Annotated in this window: 20 protein-coding genes and 1 other RNA gene; 7 read left to right on the plus strand and 14 right to left on the minus strand. The window is 43.2% G+C overall.

Annotation, left to right across the window (positions count from 1 at the left end; all coding sequences use genetic code 11):
• Positions 1 to 15: 15 nt before the first annotated feature.
• Positions 16 to 112, minus strand: an RNA gene (gene ffs, locus ENH88_RS15045) — signal recognition particle sRNA small type.
• 139 nt (positions 113 to 251) lie between these two features.
• Positions 252 to 1,127 carry a DUF3014 domain-containing protein gene (locus ENH88_RS15050; RefSeq protein ID WP_304183399.1) on the minus strand — a complete coding sequence of 292 codons (876 nt, stop codon included), beginning with the start codon at positions 1,125 to 1,127 and terminating at the stop codon, positions 252 to 254.
• A 171-nt stretch (positions 1,128 to 1,298) separates the two neighbouring features.
• Between ENH88_RS15050 and ENH88_RS15055 the strand changes: the two genes are divergently transcribed.
• On the plus strand, positions 1,299 to 2,444 hold the full coding sequence (locus tag ENH88_RS15055) for a patatin-like phospholipase family protein (RefSeq protein WP_304183400.1): 1,146 nt from the start codon (positions 1,299 to 1,301) through the stop codon (positions 2,442 to 2,444).
• A gap of 9 nt (positions 2,445 to 2,453) precedes the next feature.
• On the opposite strand, the gene ENH88_RS15060 is transcribed toward ENH88_RS15055, so the two are convergent.
• Entirely contained in the window at positions 2,454 to 4,430 is a 1,977-nt protein-coding gene (locus tag ENH88_RS15060) for a cation:proton antiporter (protein WP_304183401.1), read from the minus strand.
• Between the two features lie 151 nt (positions 4,431 to 4,581).
• Here ENH88_RS15060 and ENH88_RS15065 point away from each other — a divergent pair, with 151 nt between their 5' ends.
• Positions 4,582 to 5,478 carry a GGDEF domain-containing protein gene (locus ENH88_RS15065; RefSeq protein ID WP_304183403.1) on the plus strand — a complete coding sequence of 299 codons (897 nt, stop codon included), beginning with the start codon at positions 4,582 to 4,584 and terminating at the stop codon, positions 5,476 to 5,478.
• A gap of 43 nt (positions 5,479 to 5,521) precedes the next feature.
• Here ENH88_RS15065 and ENH88_RS15070 read toward each other — a convergent pair whose 3' ends face one another.
• The 6 genes from ENH88_RS15070 to lpxB form a co-directional block, all read right to left on the minus strand.
• A complete protein-coding gene (locus ENH88_RS15070) occupies positions 5,522 to 5,875 on the minus strand; it encodes a hypothetical protein (RefSeq protein WP_304183405.1) in 354 nt (117 codons plus the stop codon).
• Positions 5,872 to 7,179 carry a tRNA lysidine(34) synthetase TilS gene (gene tilS, locus ENH88_RS15075; RefSeq protein ID WP_304183406.1) on the minus strand — a complete coding sequence of 436 codons (1,308 nt, stop codon included), beginning with the start codon at positions 7,177 to 7,179 and terminating at the stop codon, positions 5,872 to 5,874. Before tilS ends, ENH88_RS15070 begins: the two co-directional genes overlap by 4 nt.
• A 113-nt stretch (positions 7,180 to 7,292) precedes the next feature.
• Positions 7,293 to 8,249 (minus strand): acetyl-CoA carboxylase carboxyl transferase subunit alpha, encoded by a 957-nt coding sequence (gene accA, locus ENH88_RS15080; protein ID WP_304183409.1) that lies wholly within the window; start codon positions 8,247 to 8,249, stop codon positions 7,293 to 7,295.
• Between the two features lie 16 nt (positions 8,250 to 8,265).
• Positions 8,266 to 11,757 carry a DNA polymerase III subunit alpha gene (dnaE, locus tag ENH88_RS15085; RefSeq protein WP_304183410.1) on the minus strand — a complete coding sequence of 1,164 codons (3,492 nt, stop codon included), beginning with the start codon at positions 11,755 to 11,757 and terminating at the stop codon, positions 8,266 to 8,268.
• Positions 11,757 to 12,353 carry a ribonuclease HII gene (rnhB, locus tag ENH88_RS15090; protein WP_304183411.1) on the minus strand — a complete coding sequence of 199 codons (597 nt, stop codon included), beginning with the start codon at positions 12,351 to 12,353 and terminating at the stop codon, positions 11,757 to 11,759. The genes dnaE and rnhB overlap by 1 nt, the downstream gene beginning before the upstream one ends.
• Positions 12,343 to 13,500, minus strand: coding sequence for a lipid-A-disaccharide synthase (gene lpxB, locus ENH88_RS15095; RefSeq protein ID WP_304183412.1), 1,158 nt, complete (start codon positions 13,498 to 13,500; stop codon positions 12,343 to 12,345). The genes rnhB and lpxB overlap by 11 nt, the downstream gene beginning before the upstream one ends.
• Before the next feature lie 379 nt (positions 13,501 to 13,879).
• Between lpxB and ENH88_RS15100 the strand changes: the two genes are divergently transcribed.
• The 5 genes from ENH88_RS15100 to cydC are packed head-to-tail and all read left to right on the plus strand — an operon-like array spanning position 13,880 to position 20,283.
• Positions 13,880 to 15,478, plus strand: a complete 1,599-nt coding sequence (locus tag ENH88_RS15100) for a cytochrome ubiquinol oxidase subunit I (RefSeq protein ID WP_304183414.1) — start codon at positions 13,880 to 13,882, stop codon at positions 15,476 to 15,478.
• A complete protein-coding gene (gene cydB / locus ENH88_RS15105; protein ID WP_304183417.1) occupies positions 15,475 to 16,614 on the plus strand; it encodes a cytochrome d ubiquinol oxidase subunit II in 1,140 nt (379 codons plus the stop codon). The genes ENH88_RS15100 and cydB overlap by 4 nt, the downstream gene beginning before the upstream one ends.
• A gap of 13 nt (positions 16,615 to 16,627) precedes the next feature.
• Positions 16,628 to 16,780, plus strand: a complete 153-nt coding sequence (gene cydX / locus ENH88_RS15110; RefSeq protein ID WP_064667585.1) for a cytochrome bd-I oxidase subunit CydX — start codon at positions 16,628 to 16,630, stop codon at positions 16,778 to 16,780.
• The gene (gene cydD, locus ENH88_RS15115) at positions 16,770 to 18,557 is read left to right on the plus strand and encodes a thiol reductant ABC exporter subunit CydD (protein WP_304183419.1); all 1,788 of its coding nucleotides are present in this window, start codon (positions 16,770 to 16,772) and stop codon (positions 18,555 to 18,557) included. The genes cydX and cydD overlap by 11 nt, the downstream gene beginning before the upstream one ends.
• Complete coding sequence (gene cydC, locus ENH88_RS15120; protein ID WP_304183421.1) at positions 18,550 to 20,283, plus strand: thiol reductant ABC exporter subunit CydC; 1,734 nt, start codon at positions 18,550 to 18,552, stop codon at positions 20,281 to 20,283. Before cydD ends, cydC begins: the two co-directional genes overlap by 8 nt.
• Here cydC and ENH88_RS15125 read toward each other — a convergent pair.
• From ENH88_RS15125 to ENH88_RS15145, 5 genes are all read right to left on the minus strand, one after another.
• Positions 20,280 to 20,663, minus strand: a complete 384-nt coding sequence (locus ENH88_RS15125; RefSeq protein ID WP_304183427.1) for a septal ring lytic transglycosylase RlpA family protein — start codon at positions 20,661 to 20,663, stop codon at positions 20,280 to 20,282. The two genes, cydC and ENH88_RS15125, sit on opposite strands and share 4 nt — an antisense overlap.
• A 117-nt stretch (positions 20,664 to 20,780) precedes the next feature.
• Positions 20,781 to 21,551: an acyl-ACP--UDP-N-acetylglucosamine O-acyltransferase gene (gene lpxA / locus ENH88_RS15130; RefSeq protein ID WP_304183424.1), complete on the minus strand. Its 771-nt coding sequence runs from the start codon at positions 21,549 to 21,551 to the stop codon at positions 20,781 to 20,783.
• 2 nt (positions 21,552 to 21,553) lie between these two features.
• A complete protein-coding gene (gene fabZ / locus ENH88_RS15135) occupies positions 21,554 to 22,006 on the minus strand; it encodes a 3-hydroxyacyl-ACP dehydratase FabZ (RefSeq protein WP_145240491.1) in 453 nt (150 codons plus the stop codon).
• Positions 22,007 to 22,019: 13 nt separating this feature from the next.
• The gene (gene lpxD / locus ENH88_RS15140; protein ID WP_304183425.1) at positions 22,020 to 23,057 is read right to left on the minus strand and encodes a UDP-3-O-(3-hydroxymyristoyl)glucosamine N-acyltransferase; all 1,038 of its coding nucleotides are present in this window, start codon (positions 23,055 to 23,057) and stop codon (positions 22,020 to 22,022) included.
• Between the two features lie 9 nt (positions 23,058 to 23,066).
• Positions 23,067 to 23,417: OmpH family outer membrane protein (locus ENH88_RS15145; protein ID WP_304183426.1), on the minus strand; the 351-nt coding region annotated here is incomplete at its 5' end.

The raw sequence follows: 23,417 nt of genomic DNA on the forward strand, positions 1-23,417 counted from the left end.
GAATTTGGGTGGCAGTCTTACCAGCCACATCTCGGCACACACGTCACAAACTGTGGCTGCTCCCTTCCGGGCCTGACCAGGTTCGCCTGCTAGTGTTGCGAGAGGACCAATAAGACTACCATTGAGGGCCTTGGTTGGCGCGGGAGGGATTATCTCTACTTTTGTTGTGTTATTCAAGGGTAAACACAAAAAGAAAGTGCGATTGCATGTTAAACATACAATCGCGCTGTTTTTTAAACGATTTAACTAGCTTATTGCTTTTCTAACTCTGTTTTTACGTTACGTAATACTGCTTTTACTTTTTTCATGTTTTCTGGGCCCATACGCAGCAGTTGCTTTTGAGCGGCTGGTAGACGTTCCCATTCTGAGTAAGCATATTGATAAGTTACTGAATCACGTAGCAACGGCATATCCCCTTTTGGCTCTGGAGTATCCAGCAATAGCTCGATCGCTTCTGCAAGTGTTTGATTAAACGCATCCCCTTGATAGCCAATTTCTGCATACGCATCATTGATCAGCGGTTTGTATTCATCGTATAAACGCACGATTTGCGCTGCGCTCATGCTGGTGAATATTTTTACATAAGGGGTATAACGCTCATAGCTGTTTGGATCGATAGTAAGAATATCACCCTCTACCACACTAAAGCCTTCTTCTAACTTAATAACGGGAGTGTGTTTTTGCGCAATTTTACCTTTGGCAAGATTATCTATAAATACCACACCACGGCGAATAACATCGTCGTTTATAACCAAACTCATAGCGGCATCGCTTAGGTATTCGTCTAATTTAGCAACAACAACAGGATCGCTTTCACCAAGACTAGGTAATGGTTCTACTTGCGGCTCAGGCTCTACTGGACGTGGTGTTGGCACGGCTAAATCGGCAGGCTTTTCAGGATTAACAGATGGGGCATTAACAACCGGATCGTTCTCAGGTTTTAACTCCATCATGGGGCGCTCTGCTACTGGTTGCTCGACTTCAGTTGCTGTTTGTGACTCATCACTTGAGGTTAACAACACAAACGCTGCAGCAATAATGATAATAATTAAAATGATACCTGCAAATAAAAGGTTATTATTCGGTGGACGTTTTTGAACATCTGACGCTGATGGTTGATCTGACATACGAACTCCATAAATATTAAAATGCGATAACAGTAAGAGTACCCTAAATGGATTTAATTCATAGCCTACACTAATAATTATTAACGTAGCTAAGGTATCCTTTGATTCTTCTAGCTTAAAGACTTACAGTTAATAAATAAAGTAAAGACGCTCAGCGGTTTAATTGCAACTATGAAAATCAAGCAGGTCAATCAAAATAAACCAAAAATCGCGCTACTACTGACAGGCGGTGGCGCGCGTGCGGCCTATCAAGTTGGGGTACTGAAAGCCCTTGCTCAGAGTATGCCACGCACAGCTCCCTTACCATTTACTATTATTAATGGCACATCTGCGGGAGCGATCAACTCTGCTGCGTTGGCAAGTTATGCGTCGTGTGCGCATTTGGCGGTACGTAAGCTGGAATCTGTATGGAAAAACTTTTCAACTTCAATGGTTTATAAAAGTGATTTTATCAGTGTATTTGGTCATTTAACCCGTAATATGCTGACCAGCTTTCAATCTGAACATATTAATCACCCACCAGCGAGTTTATTGAACAATCAACCTTTGCGGGTGTTGCTGAATGATATTTTGGATTTGTCTCGCATTGAACGTAATTTGCATCGTAATTATTTAGATGCATTGTCAATCACCGCGTCGAGTTATACCACCGGTGACTCTGTGGCGTTTTTTCAATCCAATACGCAATCACCGTGGCGGCGCGCTAAACGTGAAGGCCAAGCGACTCGTATTAACGTTGAGCACTTAATGGCATCCAGTGCTATTCCTATGGTGTTTCCGAGTGTCAATGTGTATAACCACTACTTTGGTGATGGCTCTATTCACCAATTGTCACCTCTGAGCCCAAGTGTGCATTTGGGTGCTGAAAAAATATTTATTATTGGTGTTGAGCAACCCAAAGAAGCCCACCCTCCTGGCTATTTACCCCATTTCCCAGGGTTGTCGTCTATTGCTGGTCACTTGCTCGATAGTGTATTTACCGACACCTTACAGTCAGATCTTGAGCGCCTTGAACGAATTAACCGAACTTTAGGTTTGTTACCTGGGCGTGACAAACACCAAGAGTTAAAACAAATACACAGCTTTGTAGTCAATCCATCAGAAAACTTTAATGCTATTGCCGCGCAGTATTACGATGATATGCCGTTGGCAATTAAAGTTTTACTGCGCATGATCGGGGTTAAAAAGCGCTCACAATCGAGTTTAACCAGTTACTTATTGTTTGAAAAACGCTACACCCAGCATTTGATTGAGATAGGTTATAAAGATGCTATTGGCAAGCTGCCACAAATACGCGAGTTTTTAGAGTTAGATTAGGCGCCTTTACTATTCAATGCCATCAAGTAAATAACGTTCTACTCGCTCTACTCGACGAGGTTTACCTTGCAGCACCAAAATATCGCCGGCGAGTAACACAATGTTCATTGATGGGCTATCAATTTCGCGGTCTTGGCGGCGCAATGCCCGTACCGATACGCGGCGTTTTTCAAGCCCTAATTCACTGATATTTTTTGCCACCGCAAAGGCATGCTCGGGCAGTGCTATTACGTGTAAATACTCGAGTCGCTCGGCGTTACTTTCTTCATTATCAAATTTATCACCGGCAAAAAAACCATGTAAAAATTGATAGCGATTACGCCGCTCTTTACTGACTCGACGGATAATACGCGACATCGGCACCCCCGACATAGATAACACATGCGACACCAGCATTAAACTCGCTTCGAGTGTTTCTGGTACAACCTCGGTCACGCCAAGTTCTTTAAGTGCGTCTAGCTGACTATCGTCGCGCATGCGTACCAGTATTTTCACTTCTGGGGCTATTTGTTTGATGGCATCGATCACGACTTGCGCATGTTCAAAGTCAGTAAACGTAATGATCACTAATCGCGCTCGTTCAACGCCTGCTGATTTTAAAATATCTTTTTGTTTTACATGACCAAAAATAACCGGCTCGCCTGCCGCTTTGGCCTCTTGTACAAGAATTGGATTACTTTCTACGGCTACATATTCGATTGCTTCTGGCTTTAAAAACCGCGCAATCGTTTGCCCAACCCGTGAAAATCCACAGATCACCACATGATTTTGATACAAGGTACTGCTGTTGGGTTGCTGCTGCCATTCACTGTGGGGATTGTTTAATAACCCAAGCTGCTTTAATAACCAAGGCGTACGCTCGATTAAATAAGGGGTTAAACCCATCGACATAACAGCAATGGCAATTAAAAATGAAGCATGCTCTGAGGCTAATAGCTGATGCTTAGTAGCAAGGGCAATTAATACAAAACCAAACTCACCCATTTGCCATAACATAATACCGGCAGCAACAGCATCTTGTTTGCGCTCGCCCATTAATTGCGCTAAAAAAGTAATAACGCCAATTTTTAGTAGCAACATTAGCGCAAGCGCGGCGACAATCCAATACCATACGCCCAACACAAATAAAACATCGAGCTGCATGCCTACCGTAACAAAAAACAACCCCATTAAAATATCGCGAAATGGCCGAATGTCGGCTTCTAATTGGTGCCGATATTGACTTTCACCTAACATCATCCCTGCCAAAAAAGCACCCAGTGCCATTGATAAGCCAAATAAATAAGTTAGTCCTGCGGCAAATAAAGCAACTAATAACGTGGTTAAAACAAATAACTCATCGGTGCGCATTAACGCAACTTCACTAAATACTTTTGGCAGCACCCATTTACCTATAGCCCACAGTAACAGGGAAACAAACGCGCCTTTGGTTAAAGCGAAAGTCAGTGCCCAGGCGATACCTTCTGTGCCACTGCTTTGCGCTAATAAGGGTAACGTTATCAGCAATGGCACTACTGCAATATCTTGAAATAACAGCATACCGATAGCGAGTTGCCCGCGCCGCTGTTTAAGCTCACCGGATTCTTTTAATAATTTAACCACCACCGCCGTTGATGACAGCGCCATTAATGTAGCGATAGTAAAGCTGCTCAAAATTGATAAACCCATGAGCAATAAAATCAGCATAAACACCAAGGTGGTGATCACCACTTGCAATGTGCCTAAGCCAAATACAATATTACGCATCGCCATTAAGCGGCCAACAGAAAACTCCAGTCCTAGGCTAAACAGTAAAAAAACAATGCCAAGCTCGGCAACAAAATGCATCTCATAACTTTGCGCCATCCAGCCAATACCATGGCCTCCGGCTAAAACACCGGTAGCGAGGTATGCAAGGATCGGCGGTAAGCCAATGCGTTTAAATAACCATACCAGCACCACAGCAGCCAGTAATAAGCCAAATATTTGGGCCAACATACTTTGCAAACACACCTCCCCTTTATATTGCTGCAATACCGTCAAAATTTTAGCTGCTTAAGAGTTAACTATAGCAACTATCTGTTTTTCAGCCAGTTTGGAATAGTGGCACAAAAATCGCTTAGTTAAAGTAACAACACACTCCTAGGGGGAGAAAACAGTGGAAAATGTCCATATTTTGACGCAACGTATCTCAGCGCGTGGCGAGTTTCTGCCGTTTTCGGCAGAGCATTACCGCAATAATGATCCGACTGCGATTCATAGTTTGCTTGAGAAATTGCAAACTACCTTAAATTTAGAAGAGCTGCTCACTATTTATGCTGCGCATGCAAAACAAATTATGAATTTTTCAGGATTGCAGTTTCAGTCATCCCTTGGGGTTGCTCAAATTACAGACAGCGACAATAGCAAACCGCCTTACTCATTTGATTTGGATATAAATAGTGAACATTTAGGCCAACTTATCTATTTTTGCCAATACCCGCTGTCGGGCAATATTGAACAAAAGCTAATTGGTTTACACAGCGCACTGGTTTATCCGTTACGTAATGCATTAATGTATAGCCGCGTACTTAAACTAGCGACTAAAGATACCTTAACAGGGCTTAATAATCGCAGTCAGTTTAATGATATTTTGGCGCAAAAATTAGAACGCTGCCGCCGTCACCATCGTCCATTTAGCTTAATGTTGTTAGATTTAGATAACTTTAAACAAGTCAATGATAACTATGGTCATAAAATTGGCGATGATGTATTACAAGAGTTTGCGAATGTATTGTGTAGTAGTATTCGTGGTACTGATTCTGTGTTTCGTTTTGGTGGTGATGAATTTGCGGTATTAATTGATGATCCTGAGTTTACCACTAACAAAGTGATAGCACAGCGAGTAATGCGATTAGTTACTGAATCTAACTTAATGAAGCAATACCAAGTAACCACCAGCATAGGTTTTACGCTTGCAAGCAGCCAAGACTGTAAAAATGGTATTTTTGCCCGCGCCGATAAAGGCCTGTACAAAGCAAAAGCCGCCGGTAGAAATTGCGCAAGAGCGTATTAATTAAAGGTAAGCCTAGTTCCCCCGCTAGGCTTTACTTTGATACTTAAACTAACTTTTTTGACTTGGCTAATAACTTATAGCCTAATAGTGCTAAGCAAAAACCAAAAAAGAAACCACTAATTAAATACAATAAAGCAGCCATTGTTGTTAATGGCATCACAATAACCATTAACAGTGGAATACTCACGCTAACAATAAAAAATAGCCCGCCTTTACCTAACCAATAAGCAATTAGTATCACCGCACAAAGTAATCCTCCCGCAATAGCATAAGCTAACGTGACTAATGGTAATTCAAACATAAACGTAGCAGTTACAGCGATTAATGCTGTGATCACAAGTCCTAACGGTGCTTTATTAACAAGCGATAAGCCAACGTGGGGCTGTGGCTTGGTCATGTTTTTATGTTCCAAAAGATACCTTCCTGTTGATAGTGCTCAGCACTTATAAAATGCCCAACAACATACACTAATTGTTCGTTATAAAAAATAAGCGGCACATTAGCACGCAGCCAAGGCGCTACTTTAGCGTCTTTAAACCAATGTTTAAGCGTATTGTGACCGGGTTTTTTACGTGGTTTGATACGTGCTTGTGGACAATTGAAATGTACATAAACCTGTTCATCAGGCAGTGGTTTTCTAATTCCTTCGCCCGCTAATTGTATCAAAGTGCGACCATCTGACAGTAGTTGCTTTTCATCGGTTATTAATTGGCTATGCGCAGTGGCTATCTCACGGACAAAATATAAAAACTGTTGGTGACGTCGCACTTGCCCTTGCGCTAACTGAATAAGCAACTGAGCATCAGCCTGCGCGGTTAACCCTTGGCTGAGTATTTGCAACGTTTGCTGTTGTGATGGCATCAATGTAGTAAATTGCCCAAGCCAACAGCGTAGTACATTTGCTTGGCGTGCAGCACTAAAGTGTGCCAGCTGTAAACAACTTAATCCTTGCTGATTGTTTTGGCATTGCTGTAAATCTAGCTGTGTGTATTCGTCGAGCAGATCTTGCTGCTGTTGCAATAAACTCACACTACGCGCGGCGCTATTTTCAAAACCTTTAAAACGTTCACTCAGCAGTGGCACTATTTGCTGACGAATAAAATTACGATCAAAGCGTTCATCACTATTTGAGTCATCGGTAATATGCTCAAGATTAAAGTCTGCGGCGAATTGCTCAATACTTTGGCGGGTTGAATGTAGTAGCGGTCTTAAGCATTCTCGCCCTGAACTCAAGGCGCGAGTTTGCCGCATTGAGGTTAAGCCTTGTAAACCAGAGCCGCGTTTTAAGCGCAGTAAAAACGTTTCGAGCTGATCATTGAGGTGCTGCCCGAGCAAAATAATACTGCCGCTTGGGCTAATTTGATCAAGCGCTTGGTAACGAGCATCGCGGGCGAGCTGTTCTAAACTGGTACGTGATTTATTGGTAATTTTTACTTGTGCTGCATAAAACGTAATATCTAATGCATCACATCGCTTTTTACAAAATGCCTGCCAATCATCGGCGTACTGGCTTAAACCATGATTAACATATACTGCGGTTAATTGCAGTTGCGGTATTTCTGCTTTTAGCGCATTCATTACATGCAGTAATACCACAGAATCCACACCACCGGAGAGCGCCACTGTAAATGCGGTTTTGTGCTCATCGATATAAGGCGTAATGGCATTTTTTACTTGTTGATATAAAGACGTTGCATGCATTAATTAAAGTCGCTAAATAGGTGGTTGATTAGCTTAAGCCGAATAGCTCCTAGCTCTCACGCATTTTAAAACAAAAAAGCCGCAACAGCGGCTTTTTTTCATCAATTGGCTTATTAACAATAACCAAATGACATTAAACGTTTGTAGCGTTGATCAAGCATCTCATCCAGCGATAGCGCTTGTAAGTCAGCTAAGTCACGCTTAAGTTGATTTTTCAGGTTACGCGCCATACCTTCGTAGTTACGGTGCGCGCCACCTAATGGCTCTTCAACTAAGCTGTTGATCAAATCAAGCTCTTTAACACGTTCAGCGGTTACACCCATCGCTTCTGCAGCAAGAGGGGCTTTGTCAGCACTCTTCCATAAGATTGATGCACAACCTTCTGGTGAAATCACCGAGTAAGTGCTGTACTGCAACATGTTAACACGATCCCCTACACCAATGGCTAAAGCACCACCTGAGCCGCCTTCACCAATAACCGTACAAATTGTTGGCACTTTTAATGTTGCCATCACTTTAAGGTTACGGGCGATTGCTTCAGATTGGCCACGTTCTTCAGCGCCAACACCTGGGTATGCACCTGGGGTGTCGATAAAGGTCATAATTGGCATTTTAAAACGCTCTGCCATTTCCATTAAGCGTAATGCTTTACGGTAACCTTCAGGCTTTGGCATACCAAAGTTGCGTTTGATTTTTTCAGCTGTATCACGGCCTTTTTGTTGACCAATAACCATCACTGGTTGGCCCTCAAAACGTGCAACACCGCCTAAAATTGCCGGATCATTGGCAAAAGTACGATCGCCAGCAAACTCGTCAAATTCCGTGAAAATACGCTCGATATAATCTCGAGTATAAGGACGCAACGGATGACGGGCTAACTGAGAAACCTGCCAAGCACCTAATTTAGAGAATATTTCCTCTTTCATTTTGGCACTTTTCTCTTTTAATCGACTGACTTCCTCTTCTAACTCAAGGTCTAAATCGCCAGCGCGGCTTATATTTTGTAACTCTTCAATTTTTGCTTCTAATTCTGCGATTGGAAGCTCAAAATCAAGATAATTGAGGCTCATGCTCTAAACTACCTAATTAGTTAAATTCTAGTTCTACATCTTGCGCCGCCATTAACGATAACTTATGAATTAAGTCATCACTAGGCGTAACACACCATTCTGTCCCGAGAGTTAACTGTGCCAGCGCATCTGGACGCTGGTAGTAAACCTTAATCGGACAAGTACCAAACTTATAAGGTTCGAGTACTTTTTGTAAATTTTCGAAGAAGTTCGCTTCGATTTGCACCATATTTAGCGTCATTTTAATCGCTTTAATCCGTTTTTCTCGCGCTTGCGCGATGGTGCAGATGTCTCTGGCGGTCATTGTAATACCACCAGAGAAGTTATCAAAGCTGACCTGTCCAGATATTACCAAGATATTGTTGATTTGCAGCATATCTTGGTACATTTCAAACTGTTCTGGGAATAAGCGTACATCAATACGGGCACTCTTGTCATCTAAAGTTACAAGTCCCCAGCGATTTCCCTTTTTGTTTACCAGCACTCTCGCTGCAATCACTAGGCCTGCAGCGGTAGATTGCACATCACGATTAGTTGGCTGCAAATCCACTAATTTACCACTGGTGTAATATCTCAGCTCTTTACGATACTGATTTATCGGATGCCCCGTTAGGTATAAACCTAAGGTTTCTTTTTCACCATCAAGCCATTGATTATCGGTCAGTGGCGTGGCCTTTATAAAGGCTTGTTCAACCTCATCGGGCTCTGTAGCAAGCAGGCCAAATAAATCGGTTTGTCCTAACGACTCCGCTTTATGATGTTGATCTGCTGCGCGCATGGCATCTTTTAAGCTCGCCAATAACGTAGCACGCGCTGGTTGCGTTTTTTCAGGACCAAGTTGATCAAGTGCACCTGCGTAAATCAATTTTTCGGTTACACGTTTATTGATACGCTTTAAATCTACCCGCGCACAAAAATCAAACAGATCTTTAAATGGCCCACCGGCACTTCGCGCTTCTAAGATTGCGTCAACAGGCGCTTCACCGACCCCTTTGATCGCGCCAATACCGTAAACAATTTCACCTTTGAGGTTTACTGTAAATTTATAGGCACCGGCGTTTACGTCTGGCGGTAATAAGGTGAGTTTCATATTCTCACATTCATCAACCAAGGTGACGATCTTTTCGGTGTTATCCATATCAGCCGACATCACCGCCGCCATAAATTCAGCGGGGTAATGGGTTTTCATCCATAGCGTTTGGTACGACACTAACGCATAGGCTGCGGAGTGCGATTTATTGAAACCGTAACCTGCGAACTTCTCTACCAAGTCGAAGATTTTAATCGCCAGTTCGCCGTCAATACCGTTATTTCGCGCCCCATCTTCAAAGGTTGAACGCTGCTTGGCCATCTCTTCTGGTTTTTTCTTACCCATGGCACGACGTAACATATCGGCGCCACCTAGGGTGTAACCTGCTAGTACCTGTGCAATTTGCATTACTTGTTCTTGATACAAGATAATGCCGTAAGTCGGCTCCAAAATCGGTTTTAAGCTTTCATGCTGATACTGTGCGTCTGGATATGAGATTTCTTCACGGCCGAGTTTTCGGTCGATAAAGTTATCTACCATGCCCGATTGTAGTGGCCCAGGCCTAAACAAGGCAACCAAGGCTATCATATCTTCAAAGCAGTCAGGCTTTAAGCGCCGAACCAGATCTTTCATTCCGCGTGATTCGAGCTGGAATACCGCGGTGGTTTCTGCCCTTAACAGTAGGTCGATACTTTTTTGGTCGTCCAGTGCTATGGTGTTGATATCTATCGGCTCTTTGCCCTCTCGGGTTAAGCGCTCGTTGGTCATATCAACTGCCCACTGCAAAATGGTCAGGGTTCGCAGACCTAAGAAGTCAAACTTAACTAAACCTGCTGTTTCTACGTCATTTTTATCAAACTGGGTAACCGGAAACTTACCTTCATCATCACAATACAGTGCGGCAAAATCAGTAATAGTAGTCGGCGAAATAACCACACCACCGGCGTGTTTACCGGCGTTACGTGTACACCCTTCGAGGATGCGGCACATATCGATTAAGTCTTTTACTTCGCTATCGCCATCGTAGGCTTCTTGCAGGCGTGGCTCAATATCAAACGCTTTGGCAAGCGTCATACCAGGGTCGCCCGGGATCAATTTTGAAATACGGTCAACAAAACCATAAGGGTGACCAAGCACCCGACCAACATCACGTATTACCGCCTTCGCCGCCATGGTACCAAAAGTGATGATCTGCGATACCGCATCCCGACCATATAACGCCGATACGTGATCGATTACTTCATCGCGTCTATCCATACAGAAATCGACGTCGAAATCCGGCATCGATACACGCTCAGGGTTCAAGAATCGTTCGAACAGTAAGTCAAACTCGAGCGGATCTAAGTCGGTAATTTTTAGTGCATAAGCCACGAGTGAACCCGCACCAGAACCACGCCCAGGCCCTACTGGAATATTGTTATCCTTACTCCACTGAATGAACTCCATTACGATTAAGAAGTAACCGGGGAAACCCATTTGGTTAATTACATCGAGCTCGATTTGCAAACGCTCGTCGTACTCACCGCGTTTTTCTATGCGCTCAGCTTCATCAGGGAATAAAAACTGCAGGCGCTCTTCTAGGCCATCTTTTGAAACTTTAACTAAGAAGTCTTCAATTTTTAATGAGCCAGTTGGGTAATCAGGTAAAAAGTACGTCCCTAACTGCACCGTCACATTACAACGCTTGGCGATTTCCACACTGTTTTGCAGCGCTTCTGGAATATCGCTAAACAACTCGGCCATTTGCTCTGGGGTTTTTAAGTATTGTTCTTCAGAGAAACGCTTTGGCCTGCGCTTATCATCGAGCGTATAGCCGTCAAAAATTGCTACGCGGATTTCGTGGGCTTCAAAGTTTTCAGGTTTTAAGAACACCACTTCGTTAGTAGCCACTACTGGCAGTTGCTCAACGGTTGCAAGCTCGACCGCTAAGTGTAAATAGTCTTCTTCTTGCGTACGCTTGGTACGTATCAACTCAATATAGTAGTGATCACTAAAATGCTGTTTATAAAAACTAACTACCGACTCAACCGTGGCTGGATTGCCCTTTAATAGCGCTTTCCCTAAATCGCCGTCTTTGCCGCCAGAGAGTAAAATAAGCCCCTCTTTGTGCTCAATCAGCCACTCTCTGTCAATCACTGGACGGTGAAATAAATGCCCGCGTTGGTATGCTTTTGAAATTAGTAGTGTGAGATTTTTATAACCGACGTTATCTTTGGCTAAAATAACTAACCGGCAAGGCGCTTCAGGAAATTCAGGACTATGCAGCCAAAAATCAGCACCAACAATGGGTTTAATACCGGCATTATGGGCACTATCATAAAAACGTACTAAGCCACATAAATTCATTTGATCGGTAATCGCCAATGCCGGTAATTGCAGCTCTTGCGCTTTAGCTACGATCGGTTTAGTTTTCGCTAAACCATCGACCATCGAAAAGTCAGAATGCACCCGCAGGTGGACAAAATCTGGCGCTGCCATTACTTCTCCTGCATTGCCAGTACACGTTGCACTGGTTTAAAACTTTTACGATGCTCACTAATGGCGCCGTATTGTTCAAGGGCAGCAAAATGCGCCTTGGTTGGATAACCTTTATGACCCGCGAAGCCATATTCTGGATAGCGTTTATCAAGCGCAATCATTTCATCATCACGGGCCACTTTAGCAATAATGGATGCCGCTGAAATTTCTGCAACTAAGCTATCTCCTTTAACAACTGCTTGCGCAGGCATAGTAAGTGCGGGTAAGCGGTTACCATCAACAAATACAAATTCCGGTGCGGTGCTTAATCCTTCGACTGCGCGAGTCATAGCCAGCATGGTGGCATGGAGAATATTTAATTCATCTATTTCGGTTGGGCTGCAACGACCAATTGACCAACACAGGGCTTTTTCTTTTATTTCGACAGCCAATGCTTGGCGCTTTTTATCGGTCAACTTCTTTGAATCAGCAAGGCCTGCAATTGGTTTTGCTGGGTCCAGTATCACAGCTGCAGTTACTACATCACCGACTAATGGTCCGCGGCCTACTTCGTCAACACCTGCGATAAGCTCAAAGTTGGGGCGTTCAATTTGCATTTATAATCTCCGCAACAGCCGCTGCTGCTTGCTCACTGGCGTTTAAGCGTATTTGCTGGTGAATAGCTAAAAAGCGTGCTTTTAATTCATTATTATCGCTATTTAACATCGGCTCAAGGGCATCCGTTAGGTTTTCAACACTGCAATCATGCTGCATAAATTCAGGCACTAGTTCTTCGTCAGCTAATAAGTTTGGTAGTGAAAAATATTTAATATTAAAAGTGAACAAGCTTTTAAATATCCAATAACTGAGGGCTTTTATTTTATAGCCGACTACCATAGGTTTTTTATACAGCATCCCTTCGAGGGTCGCGGTACCCGACGCAATTAAAATAACATCTGCCGCTTGCATAGCAAGGTTTGATTGGCCATCTAACAATTGAATATTCAGCTGCGGTGCGGTAGCTGCCAAAATAGCTGAAAATTGTGCTTTACGCTGCGCGTTAACGAGCGGCACCACTATTTTTAAATCAGGGTTTTTAGCCTGTAAACCGGCTGCCGTTTTCAGGTAAGTTTCACTCAGCAAGCCGACTTCTGAGCCTCGGCTGCCCGGTAACAATGCCAGTACTTTATCATCTTGGCTTAAACCCAGTTGTTGGCGTGCGCCACTGTCATCATGTTCAAGGGCAATATCATCAGCGAGTGTGTGGCCGACAAACGTACAAGGTACATTGTGCTTATCATAAAAGGCTTTTTCGAACGGTAATAACGCCAATACCATGTTGGTTGCAGCGCTGATTTTATGAATACGTTTTTCACGCCATGCCCACACTGATGGACTTACATACTGAATAGTTTTAATGCCAGCATCTTTTAACGGCTTTTCAACCCGTAAGTTAAAATCAGGGGCATCAATACCTATATAAACGTCAGGCGGGTTATCAATAAAATGTTGGACTAGTTGCTTGCGAATTTTTAATAACCGCGGTAACCGGCCTAGCACTTCAACTAACCCCATTACGGCAAGCTCTTCCATATCGAATAAGCTGTTACAGCCTTGCGCCTGCATTTTTGGCCCTGCGATACCTTCAAAAATGGCATCTGGGTAGCGTTTTTTTAACGCTTTAATTAGGCCCTCGCCTAAAATATCGCCGGAAAGCTCTCCAACTACAATCGCTATACGCAGTGGCTGTTTATCTTTATTCATGGTTGTTTTTTATTCACAAGTCAACAAGACGCTCATACGCCCTAGTCTAGCGTGTTTTTTAATGTGATTAAATGACACAGCTTGAATAAATTATAGAAACCTGCGCAAACGTACCTTTACTGATACAACTAAAACTATTTGTCTGTTTTTCAATCATATATTGGTAAATAGTTAAACTCTGTGTTTCACTTACTAAAGCTAACAAAACGCGTTGCAATACTCACAAGGGGACTAAGGATTTACTCATTTTGTGATTGACAATAATTAACCAAAAGAGAATAATGCATAAAGTTTCAATAATTACTGAAACTTCATTAAATAACTTTTGCTTACTTTATTTGTTTTGTGACTCGCCCGCACATACAAGGAGCTATAAAAAATGATAGATGAAACCTTTGTGGATCTATCGCGATTACAGTTTGCTGTCACCGCCCTGTTTCACTTTTTATTTGTACCACTGACCCTAGGAATGACTTGGATCTTAGTGATCATGGAGTCGGTCTATGTGATGACCGGTCGAGAGATCTACCGAGATATGACCAAGTTTTGGGGTAAATTATTTGGTATCAACTTTGCCATTGGGGTCGCGACTGGCCTTACCATGGAATTTGAGTTTGGTACTAACTGGTCTTATTACTCTCATTATGTGGGCGATGTATTTGGCGCACCCCTTGCGATTGAAGGGCTTATGGCATTCTTTTTAGAATCGACCTTTGTTGGTATGTTCTTTTTAGGCTGGCAGCGACTCAGTAAACGCCAACATTTAGGTGCCACCTTTTTAATGGCTATTGGTACTAACATGTCTGCGCTGTGGATATTAGTCGCCAATGGTTGGATGCAAAATCCGGTCGGTGCTGAATTTAACTATCAAACAATGCGTATGGAAATGACCAGTTTTGCTGAACTGGTATTTAACCCCGTTGCGCAGGTTAAGTTTATACACACGGTGTCTGCGGGTTATGTTGCAGCTTCTATGTTTGTACTGGGTATTAGTAGTTGGTATATCCTAAAAGGTCGCGATCTCGCCTTTGCAAAACGTTCGTTTTCTGTTGCCTCTGGTTTTGGTTTAGCGTCAATTCTGTGTGTTATTTTACTCGGTGATGAGTCCGGCTATGAAGTAGGCGAAGTACAAAAAGTTAAATTAGCGACCATTGAAGCGGAATGGCATACCGAACCTGCTCCCGCTGCTTTTACCTTAGTCGGTATTCCCGATTCAGAACAACAAGTGACTCATGCCGCCGTTAAGATCCCTTATGTAATGGGGCTTATTGCAACTCGTTCACTCGATGAACAGGTCATCGGCATTAATGATTTAGAAAAACAACACGAAGTGCGTATTCGTAACGGTATGATTGCGTATAAATACCTTGAGAAGCTGCGCGGTGGTGATGATACGCCAGAGAATATTGCTAAGTTTGACACCCTCAAAGCCGACTTAGGCTATGGCTTATTGCTGAAACGTTACACCCCAAATGTAGTGGATGCGACCGAAGCACAAATTCAACAAGCGGTGAAAGATTCATTCCCTAAAGTTGGCCCGATGTTTTGGTCATTTAGAATTATGGTTGGCTGTGGGATGATTATGCTGGGCGTATTTATTCTGTCTTTTTATTACAATGCGCATCGCGTGATTGAACAAAAACGCTGGCTATTATGGGCTGCAGTGTGGAGTATTCCTCTGCCATGGATAGCCATTGAATTTGGTTGGATAGTTGCAGAGTATGGTCGCCAGCCTTGGGCAATCTCAGAAATACTGCCGACCTTTTTGGCCACCTCGTCACTGACTGTCAATGATATATTGATTAGTTTAACTGGCTTTATCGTATTTTATACCGGCCTTGCGATTGTTGAAGGCTGGCTGATGTTGCGCTTTGTGAAGCTAGGCCCTAGTTCATTGCATACTGGTAAATACCATTTTGAACATGATCAACATATAAATCACGACCAACTAACTGACGAGCAAGGAGCAAAATCATGATTTTCGATTATGAAACGTTAAAGTTACTTTGGTGGGTGATCATCGGTGTACTACTGATTGGTTTTGCTATCACCGATGGTATGGACATGGGTGTCGCTATGCTTATCAAACTCGTAGGTAAAACCGACAGCGAACGCCGTGTGGTGATCAATACGGTCGGCCCACATTGGGATGGTAACCAAGTATGGTTTATCACCGCCGGTGGTGCCTTATTTGCAGCGTGGCCGATGGTGTATGCAGCAGCATTTTCAGGTTTTTACTTTGCCATGATGTTGGTGTTATTTGCGCTCTTTTTTAGACCGTTAGGTTTTGATTATCGTAGCAAAGTTGATTCACTACGCTGGCGCAACAATTGGGACTGGGGCTTATTTGCCGGCAGTGCCATTCCTGCGCTGGTATTTGGTGTAGCCTTTGGTAATCTATTTTTAGGCGTGCCGTTTAGCATTGATGAATACCTTAGAACAAGTTACCAAGGGTCTTTCTTTGCGCTACTTAATCCCTTTGCACTACTAGCAGGAATAATTAGTATCACTATGTTACTTGCCCATGGCGGTATGTGGTTACAGCTGCGTACTGACAGTGATGTTGCTCGCCGCTCAGCGCAATATGGTCGTTATGCATTGTTAATCTTCATCGTATTGTTTGCTGTTGCTGGTATCTGGGTTGCAAACCTTGATGGCTATCAAATCGTCTCTATGGGTGATAAACAAGGCTTTGCTAATCCGCTGGATAAAACGGTCAGCACAGCAACGGGAGCATGGTTAAATAATTACCAAACTATCCCATTGAGTATTGCATTCCCTGTCGTCGCCTTTGCGATGGCGGCAGCTGCATGGTTATTTTCAAAAATAAATAAACCCGCTTTAGCACTAATTTGCACTAGTTTGATGCTTGCGGGGGTAATTTTAACCGCTGGCATGTCATTGTTCCCGTTTATTATGCCATCAAGTAATTACCCCGATATCAGCTTAACGATATGGGATGCGGTATCGAGTCATATGACCTTGAATGTTATGTTTGTTGCGGTTGTTATTTTTGTACCACTTATTTTATGCTACACCACATGGTGTTATGTAAAAATGTGGCGCAAAGTGACCGTTAAAGAAATTGAAAATAATAGCCATGGCAGTTATTAAGGAGATCTAACTTATGTGGTATTTTGCTTGGATACTCGGTGTTTTATTAGCCTGTACGTTAGGTGTGATCAACGTTATGTGGTATGAATTTGGTCAAAACAAAGACAGTATCGCAGACGACGAACAAGAATTACACGATAGGCTTAATCGCCAAAATGACGACTAACCCCCGACCAAATCGCGCGCAACAAACTACGTTGCGCGCGTTTTTAAAAACCCATTCTGATCACGCCGGTAGTCTGTTAAAAATCAGTATTGCATTAGGCACTTTTAATGCCCTATTGATGATTGCCAGTGCTTACTTGGTGGCCCGCTCGATTCATTTAGTGATGTTTCAACACGCGGATTTAGCGACCATCACCCCTTTACTTTGGCCATTAGCAGCACTGATACTCGCGCGCGCGATACTGCTTGGGTTTTCCCAGCGTATCAGTGCCAAAGCTGCGCTTAAAATTAAAACCGCGATGCGCCATACACTACTTGAAAAGCTAACACTACTCGGGCCAAGCTATATTGAACAACACGGCCATGGCGCAACCTTAAATACCTTGCATAATGGTGTTGAAGCGCTGCACGATTATTACGCTAATTATTTACCCAGTGTGGCTTACAGTGCATTGATCCCTCTAGCTATCTTGATGGTGATTTTCCCCACTGACTGGAAAGCCGGTTTGATTTTTTTATTTACCGCACCGCTTATTCCGTTTTTTATGATTTTAGTTGGCCACCAAGCTGAGCAGCTTAATCAACAACGCTGGCAACAATTGGCCGTGTTAGGTAATTACTTTTTTGATAGGCTTCAAGGGCTTACACAACTTAAGTTATTTAATGCCACAAAGCGTGAATTAAAACAAATAGCCAAAATCTCTGATGACTTTCGCCATGCGACTCTAAGCGTGCTAAAAATTGCATTTTTATCGTCCTTTGCGCTGGAGTTTTTAGCCACTATCAGCGTAGCACTGGTGGCTGTGATCATCGGTTTTCGGTTGTTTTTTGGCACTTTAGACTTTGCCACTGGTTTTGTGGTGCTATTACTGGCACCGGAATTTTATTTACCGCTACGGCAATTGGGCAGTCATTACCATGCCAAGTTAGAAGGCATTAGTGCTGCGACAGATATGCTAAAAATATTGAATGAACCCATTGTTGGTGACGATAACCAATCACCCTCCCAGCAGCAAGAACAGTCTCCATTCAGCTTAGAGTGCATCAAACAGCTGCATATTAACAATTTAAACTTTCACTACCCAGACAGTAATGAAGGGGTTAAAAATATTAACCTCACCTTTGCAGGCACCGGCTTGTATGCCATTGTTGGTCAAAGTGGCGCAGGAAAAAGCACCTTAGTTGATTGCTTATTAGGATTTCATCCGCAGGTGATCACAGCCATCACGGTTGATCAGCAGCAGCTAAGCCAATCTAATATTAGCCAATGGCAGCAACATATTGCCTGGATCCCACAGCAGCCAACATTACTGTTCAGTAGCATTAAGGCCAATTTATTACTCGCAAAACCGGATGCCACAGCCGCACAATTAGCAGCCGCAGCCAAGCAAGCTGGCGCTCTTGAGTTTATAAATGCATTACCAGAGGGGTTTGATACTCACATTGGTGAGCAAGGCGAAGGGCTCTCTGGCGGGCAAAAGCAACGCATTGCTTTAGCGCGGGCATTTTTAAAACAAGCGCCCATTTTAGTGCTTGATGAACCCACCGCACACCTTGATAGCCAAACCGAGCAACTAGTGCAAACAGCGATTAATCAATACGCGCAGGATCACCTTGTTGTGGTGATCGCCCATCGCTTAAATACTATCGAGCACGCCAAACAAATACTGATAATGAAAGATGGCAGCGTGATTGAACAAGGCGACTTTAAAAGCCTGCTCAATCAGCATGGCGCACTGTTTGATTTAGTTAATGCAAGGAGCACACAAAATGGCTGACTTTATGCGCTTACTTAAATTATGTAAGCCGCACCTAGGTGCTATGCTATTAGGCGCTTTTTTAGCAACTCTGACCGTACTGGCTAACGTTGCCCTACTGGCTATTTCTGGTTGGTTTTTAGCAGCGATGGCGGCAGCTGGGTTAGCTGGCGTACAGATGAACTACTTCACGCCTGCAGGCACTATTAGGTTTTTAGCCATCGTAAGAACGGCCTCTCGTTACGGCGAGCGATTAGTAACCCACAACGCCACCTTTTTACTGTTAAGTGAAATTCGTGTCAGTGTTTTTAACACGCTAAGCCAGCTAAGCAATGTTGATTTAGCGATGAGCCGCAGCGCCGATCTATTTAACCGTATGCAAAATGATGTAGAAGCGCTCGATAAATTTTATTTAAACGTGTTATTACCGATGATTGTTGCGTTAATAAGCGTGCCAATTGTGCTGATATTTATGAGCGCATATAACGCCAATGTTGCACTGCTGTGCTTTATTGCGCTGCTATTCGTGGGCGTGCTACTACCATTAATGTTAAGTAAGCAACTGCAACAAACCGCGGATCTCGAAACCAAATACTCAGCCACGTTACGCGCAGAGTTATCTGATACTTTAAGCGGCCTCAGAGAGCTGGCTATTTACCAAGCCACTGAACAGCAAGTTGAACAGTGCCGTACAGCCAGTGAGCGCTATAATCAGCAATTATTTACACGCCATAATGCAGAGGCAACCAGTAATGGCTTATCCCTGCTGATAGTACAACTGAGTATGCTCGGTGCTATGCTGATAATCGCACCACTGGTTTATAGCGGGGCTATGGTGAATGTTGAATTAGCCATGCTCAGCTTGTTTGTACTCGCTAGTTTTGAAACGGTGTTAACACTGCCCAATGCGTTTATCCAATTGCCCGTAGCGCTCAGCGCTGCAAAACGTATTTTTGCTTTAGAAGATAAACTGCGCCCTACGACTAACAACACAGGCGAGCTAGTGGCTGTGCAACCTTTAGGGCTGGAATTTAAACAACTTAGCTATTGTTATCACGGCGATACTGTTGCGCTAAACAATATCAATTTTACAATTTTAGCACTGCAAAAAGTGGCTATTGTCGGTCAAAGTGGTAGCGGTAAAAGTACTCTGGTTAATTTACTCAGTGGTTTATGGCCACAGCAAAACGGGGCAATAAACCTAACCTCGGCAGACAAAACCATCGCTATTAACGCCATTAGTCAGCAAAATCGCTGCGAACTGGTGAATATCGTTGCGCAACAACACCATATTTTTGATGGCACTATTGCTGAAAATTTACGCTATGCGGCGCCCTCAGCAACTAAACAACAAATGCGTACAGCCTGTCAACAAGCACAGTTAGGTGATTGGCTTAGCGAGTTAAAACTAGGGTTAGACACCCGCTTAGGCACAGGTGGCAGAAGCTTATCTCGCGGACAATCTCGGCGTTTAGCGTTAGCACAAGCCCTACTTCGTGCGCCAGCAATTTTAGTGCTTGATGAGCCGACCGAAGGACTCGACAATCAATCTAAACATCAGGTTATGGATGCGATATTAACCAGCATGCAGCACTGTACTGTGATCAGCATAACTCATGATCCAGCCTTACTTGCCAATATGGATAAAGTGATTTGGTTAGAGCAAGGGCAGGTAAAAGCGATTGCAACCCATCAGCAATTATTAACAGAGCACGCTGATTACGTGAACTTGATCACACGGTTTTAATCAATCACTTCAACGGTTACGTTAATAACCCCTAAGTTCGGCTCTGCTAGTTGCTCAAAGGCATGCTTTGTTAAGTCAATGATACGACCACGAATAAAAGGGCCGCGATCGTTGACTCTAACAACCACAGCACGGTTATTTGCGGTGTTTGTGACTTTAACTTTACTGTTAAACGGGAGTTGTTTGTGAGCCGCCGTCATGGCTTGTTGGTCAAACTTTTCACCACTTGCGGTCAGCCGACCATGGTATTTATCGGCATAAAAGCTGGCCTTTCCTTGCTCAGTAACACCCGTGATTGTTTCAGCATAGTTTGCAGGCGAGCTACTACAGCCAGCTAAAATAGCCAGTGATAAGCTAATTAAAAGTGGTTTAATCAAAATTCAACGCTCCCTTAGAATCCATAAAAGTAGCAGGTATCAACTGAATTAACTGCTATAAAAACAAAAAAGCCACCGATTATTATTGATAATCGGTGGCTTTTTTAATAGAGCACACTATTAACGAATAATACCGCGCTCTGAGTTTTTCACAAAATCAACCATCAGTTGCACTGCAGGATATTTTGCAGCGTCTTCACTCAAGGCTGCAAGTGCCTCTTCAACACCTAAGCTCTTACGGTAAAGAGTTTTGTAAGCACGACGCGTTGCCATCACTTCATCGCTTTCAAAACCACGGCGCTTCATGCCTTCGGTGTTGATTGCAACTGGGCCCGCTGGCGTACCAATGGTTGTGACAAACGGTGGCACATCTTTGTTTACGCCAGAGTACATACCTACAAAGGCATGTGCCCCCACTTTACAGAATTGATGAATACCTGAGTTACCCGCTAAGATAACCCAGTCACCAATATGTACATGGCCCGCCACAGAGGCATTATTAGCAAAAATAACGTTATCACCAATCACTGCATCATGAGCGACGTGAGTGTAAGCCATAAACAAGTTATTGCTACCAATCTTAGTTACACCTTGATCTTGAATCGTACCTCGGTGGATGGTGGCACATTCACGAATGACATTGTTATCACCAATGATAAGCGTGGTTGGCTCATTATTGTATTTTTTGTCTTGGCAAGCTTCGCCTACAGACGCAAATTGAAATATATGATTGCCTGAACCAATTGTTGATGGACCTTTGACCACAACGTGAGATTCAATAATGCAGTTATCGCCAATCACTACATCGTTGCCAATGTAGCTATACGGGCCAACTGAGACATTATTGCCTAACTTTGCACCTGGTTCGATTATCGCTGTAGGATGGATCACAATTAAAGCTCTCTTCTCGCACACATGATTTCGGCACTACATACTATTTTGCCATCGACTTTTGCTTCTGCTGCAAACTTCCAAATATTACGACGCTCTTTTAAAAACTGTACATGCAAATGCATAGTATCGCCAGGAGTAACAGGCTGTTTAAAACGCGCATTGTCTATCGCTGCAAATAAATATAGCTCATTCTCACTGCGATTTTCGACTGTTTTAAACCCTAATAAACCGGTTGCCTGTGCCATGGCTTCTAAAATTAATACACCAGGGAAAATAGGCTGGTTTGGAAAGTGGCCAGTAAAGATAGGTTCATTAAAAGTTACATTCTTAATCGCATGCAATGATTCACCCGGAGTGTAATCAAGTACACGGTCAACCAGTAGCATCGGGTAACGATGCGGAAGTAAGCTTAAAATTTCTTGTATATCTAGGCTATTTAATTCGTTTGCCAAAATAGCATCCTTATCAATTATCAACGTTTAATGACTTAGTCAGAGTCTCTAGCGCTTTAAGGCGGACTTTCATCTCTGGCAAATTACGTAAATGAGCAATGTTACGACGCCACTCTTTATTGGAAGAATGTGGCAACCCCGATGAATAAACACCAGGTTCTGAAATCGCTTTAGTTACCATGCTCATACCCGTAAGTATAACACCATCACAGATATCTATGTGACCATTTATGCCTACAAGCCCCGCAATCTGGCAATTTTTACCAATCGTGGTACTACCAGCTACCACGGTACAACCTGCAATTGCAGTGCCTGAACCAATTTCTACATTGTGAGCAATTTGACATTGGTTATCGATAATCACATTGCTGTGAATAATCGTGTCGTCAATCGCGCCGCGATCAACCGTGGTGCCGGCACCAATTTCAACCTTGTCACCAATGATCACGCGACCAAGCTGAGGGATTTTTATCCATTGGCCTTTATCATTTGCATAACCAAAGCCATCACTGCCGATCACGCTACTTGATTGAAATAAACAATCACTACCAATTTCGACATCATGGTAAACACTGACATTTGCCCACAGTTTTGTACCATTGCCAATTTTGGTGTTTTCACCAATAAAGCAATTAGCACCTATTTGCGCGTTATCACCAATCACAGCACCAGCTTCAATCACCGCATTAGCTGCAATAGCCGCGGTGTTTGCAACAGTAGCATCAGGATGGATCACCGCAGTGGGGTGAATACCTTGTGATGCGGAACGTGGCGTGGTATCGAGTAACTGGGCTAATTTCGCATAGCAAACATAGGGGTTCGCAACGATAAGCTTATTACCTTGATAATACTCGGCGTCAGCAGCAGATAGGATCACAGCACTAGCCTGTGTTTCTGCTAATTGTGAGCGATATTTCTTATTCGCTAAAAATGCAATATGCCCAGAGCGGGCATTTGCAAGTGTAGCTATTGTTGAGATTTCTAAAGCGCCATCACCGTCAAGTTCGGCGCTTAGAAGTTCCGCAATCTGCGAAAGCGTATAATTATGCATATATCAGTTCTATTGCTTACTTACTTTATCAACAACTTTACTTGATAAATCAACAACCGTTTTCGGGTTAAAGTAGATAGTGGTATCTTTAACTTTAACTTCATCATATTTGCCATCTTTAGCGATATCTTCGATTGCTTTGATGATAATACCTTGTACTTTAGCAAGCTCTTGGTTTTGACGTACTTTGATTTCTTGCTCTAAAGGACGGCCTTTTTCAGCAAGATTTTTTTGCATGCCTTCCACTTTCTCACGTAACGCATCTTTTTGCGCTTGGCTCATGGTGGTGCTTTCACGTTTGAACTTTTCTGCTTCAAAGCGAATGTCGCCTTGTAGTTTTTCTAGTTCTTGTCGACGCTC

Origin of the sequence: Pseudoalteromonas prydzensis, from assembly GCF_011050055.1 — a bacterium.
GTDB classification, from domain to species: Bacteria; Pseudomonadota; Gammaproteobacteria; order Enterobacterales; family Alteromonadaceae; genus Pseudoalteromonas; species Pseudoalteromonas prydzensis_A.

Coding starts and splice junctions, on each gene's coding strand:
- ENH88_RS15050 (WP_304183399.1), bottom strand. CDS start 1,127: ATGTCAGATCAACCATCAGCGTCAGATGTTCAAAAACGTCCACCGAAT.
- ENH88_RS15055 (WP_304183400.1), top strand. CDS start 1,299: ATGAAAATCAAGCAGGTCAATCAAAATAAACCAAAAATCGCGCTACTA.
- ENH88_RS15070 (WP_304183405.1), bottom strand. CDS start 5,875: ATGACCAAGCCACAGCCCCACGTTGGCTTATCGCTTGTTAATAAAGCA.
- tilS (WP_304183406.1), bottom strand. CDS start 7,179: ATGCATGCAACGTCTTTATATCAACAAGTAAAAAATGCCATTACGCCT.
- accA (WP_304183409.1), bottom strand. CDS start 8,249: ATGAGCCTCAATTATCTTGATTTTGAGCTTCCAATCGCAGAATTAGAA.
- dnaE (WP_304183410.1), bottom strand. CDS start 11,757: ATGGCAGCGCCAGATTTTGTCCACCTGCGGGTGCATTCTGACTTTTCG.
- rnhB (WP_304183411.1), bottom strand. CDS start 12,353: ATGCAAATTGAACGCCCCAACTTTGAGCTTATCGCAGGTGTTGACGAA.
- lpxB (WP_304183412.1), bottom strand. CDS start 13,500: ATGAATAAAGATAAACAGCCACTGCGTATAGCGATTGTAGTTGGAGAG.
- ENH88_RS15100 (WP_304183414.1), top strand. CDS start 13,880: ATGATAGATGAAACCTTTGTGGATCTATCGCGATTACAGTTTGCTGTC.
- cydB (WP_304183417.1), top strand. CDS start 15,475: ATGATTTTCGATTATGAAACGTTAAAGTTACTTTGGTGGGTGATCATC.
- cydX (WP_064667585.1), top strand. CDS start 16,628: ATGTGGTATTTTGCTTGGATACTCGGTGTTTTATTAGCCTGTACGTTA.
- cydD (WP_304183419.1), top strand. CDS start 16,770: ATGACGACTAACCCCCGACCAAATCGCGCGCAACAAACTACGTTGCGC.
- cydC (WP_304183421.1), top strand. CDS start 18,550: ATGGCTGACTTTATGCGCTTACTTAAATTATGTAAGCCGCACCTAGGT.
- lpxD (WP_304183425.1), bottom strand. CDS start 23,057: ATGCATAATTATACGCTTTCGCAGATTGCGGAACTTCTAAGCGCCGAA.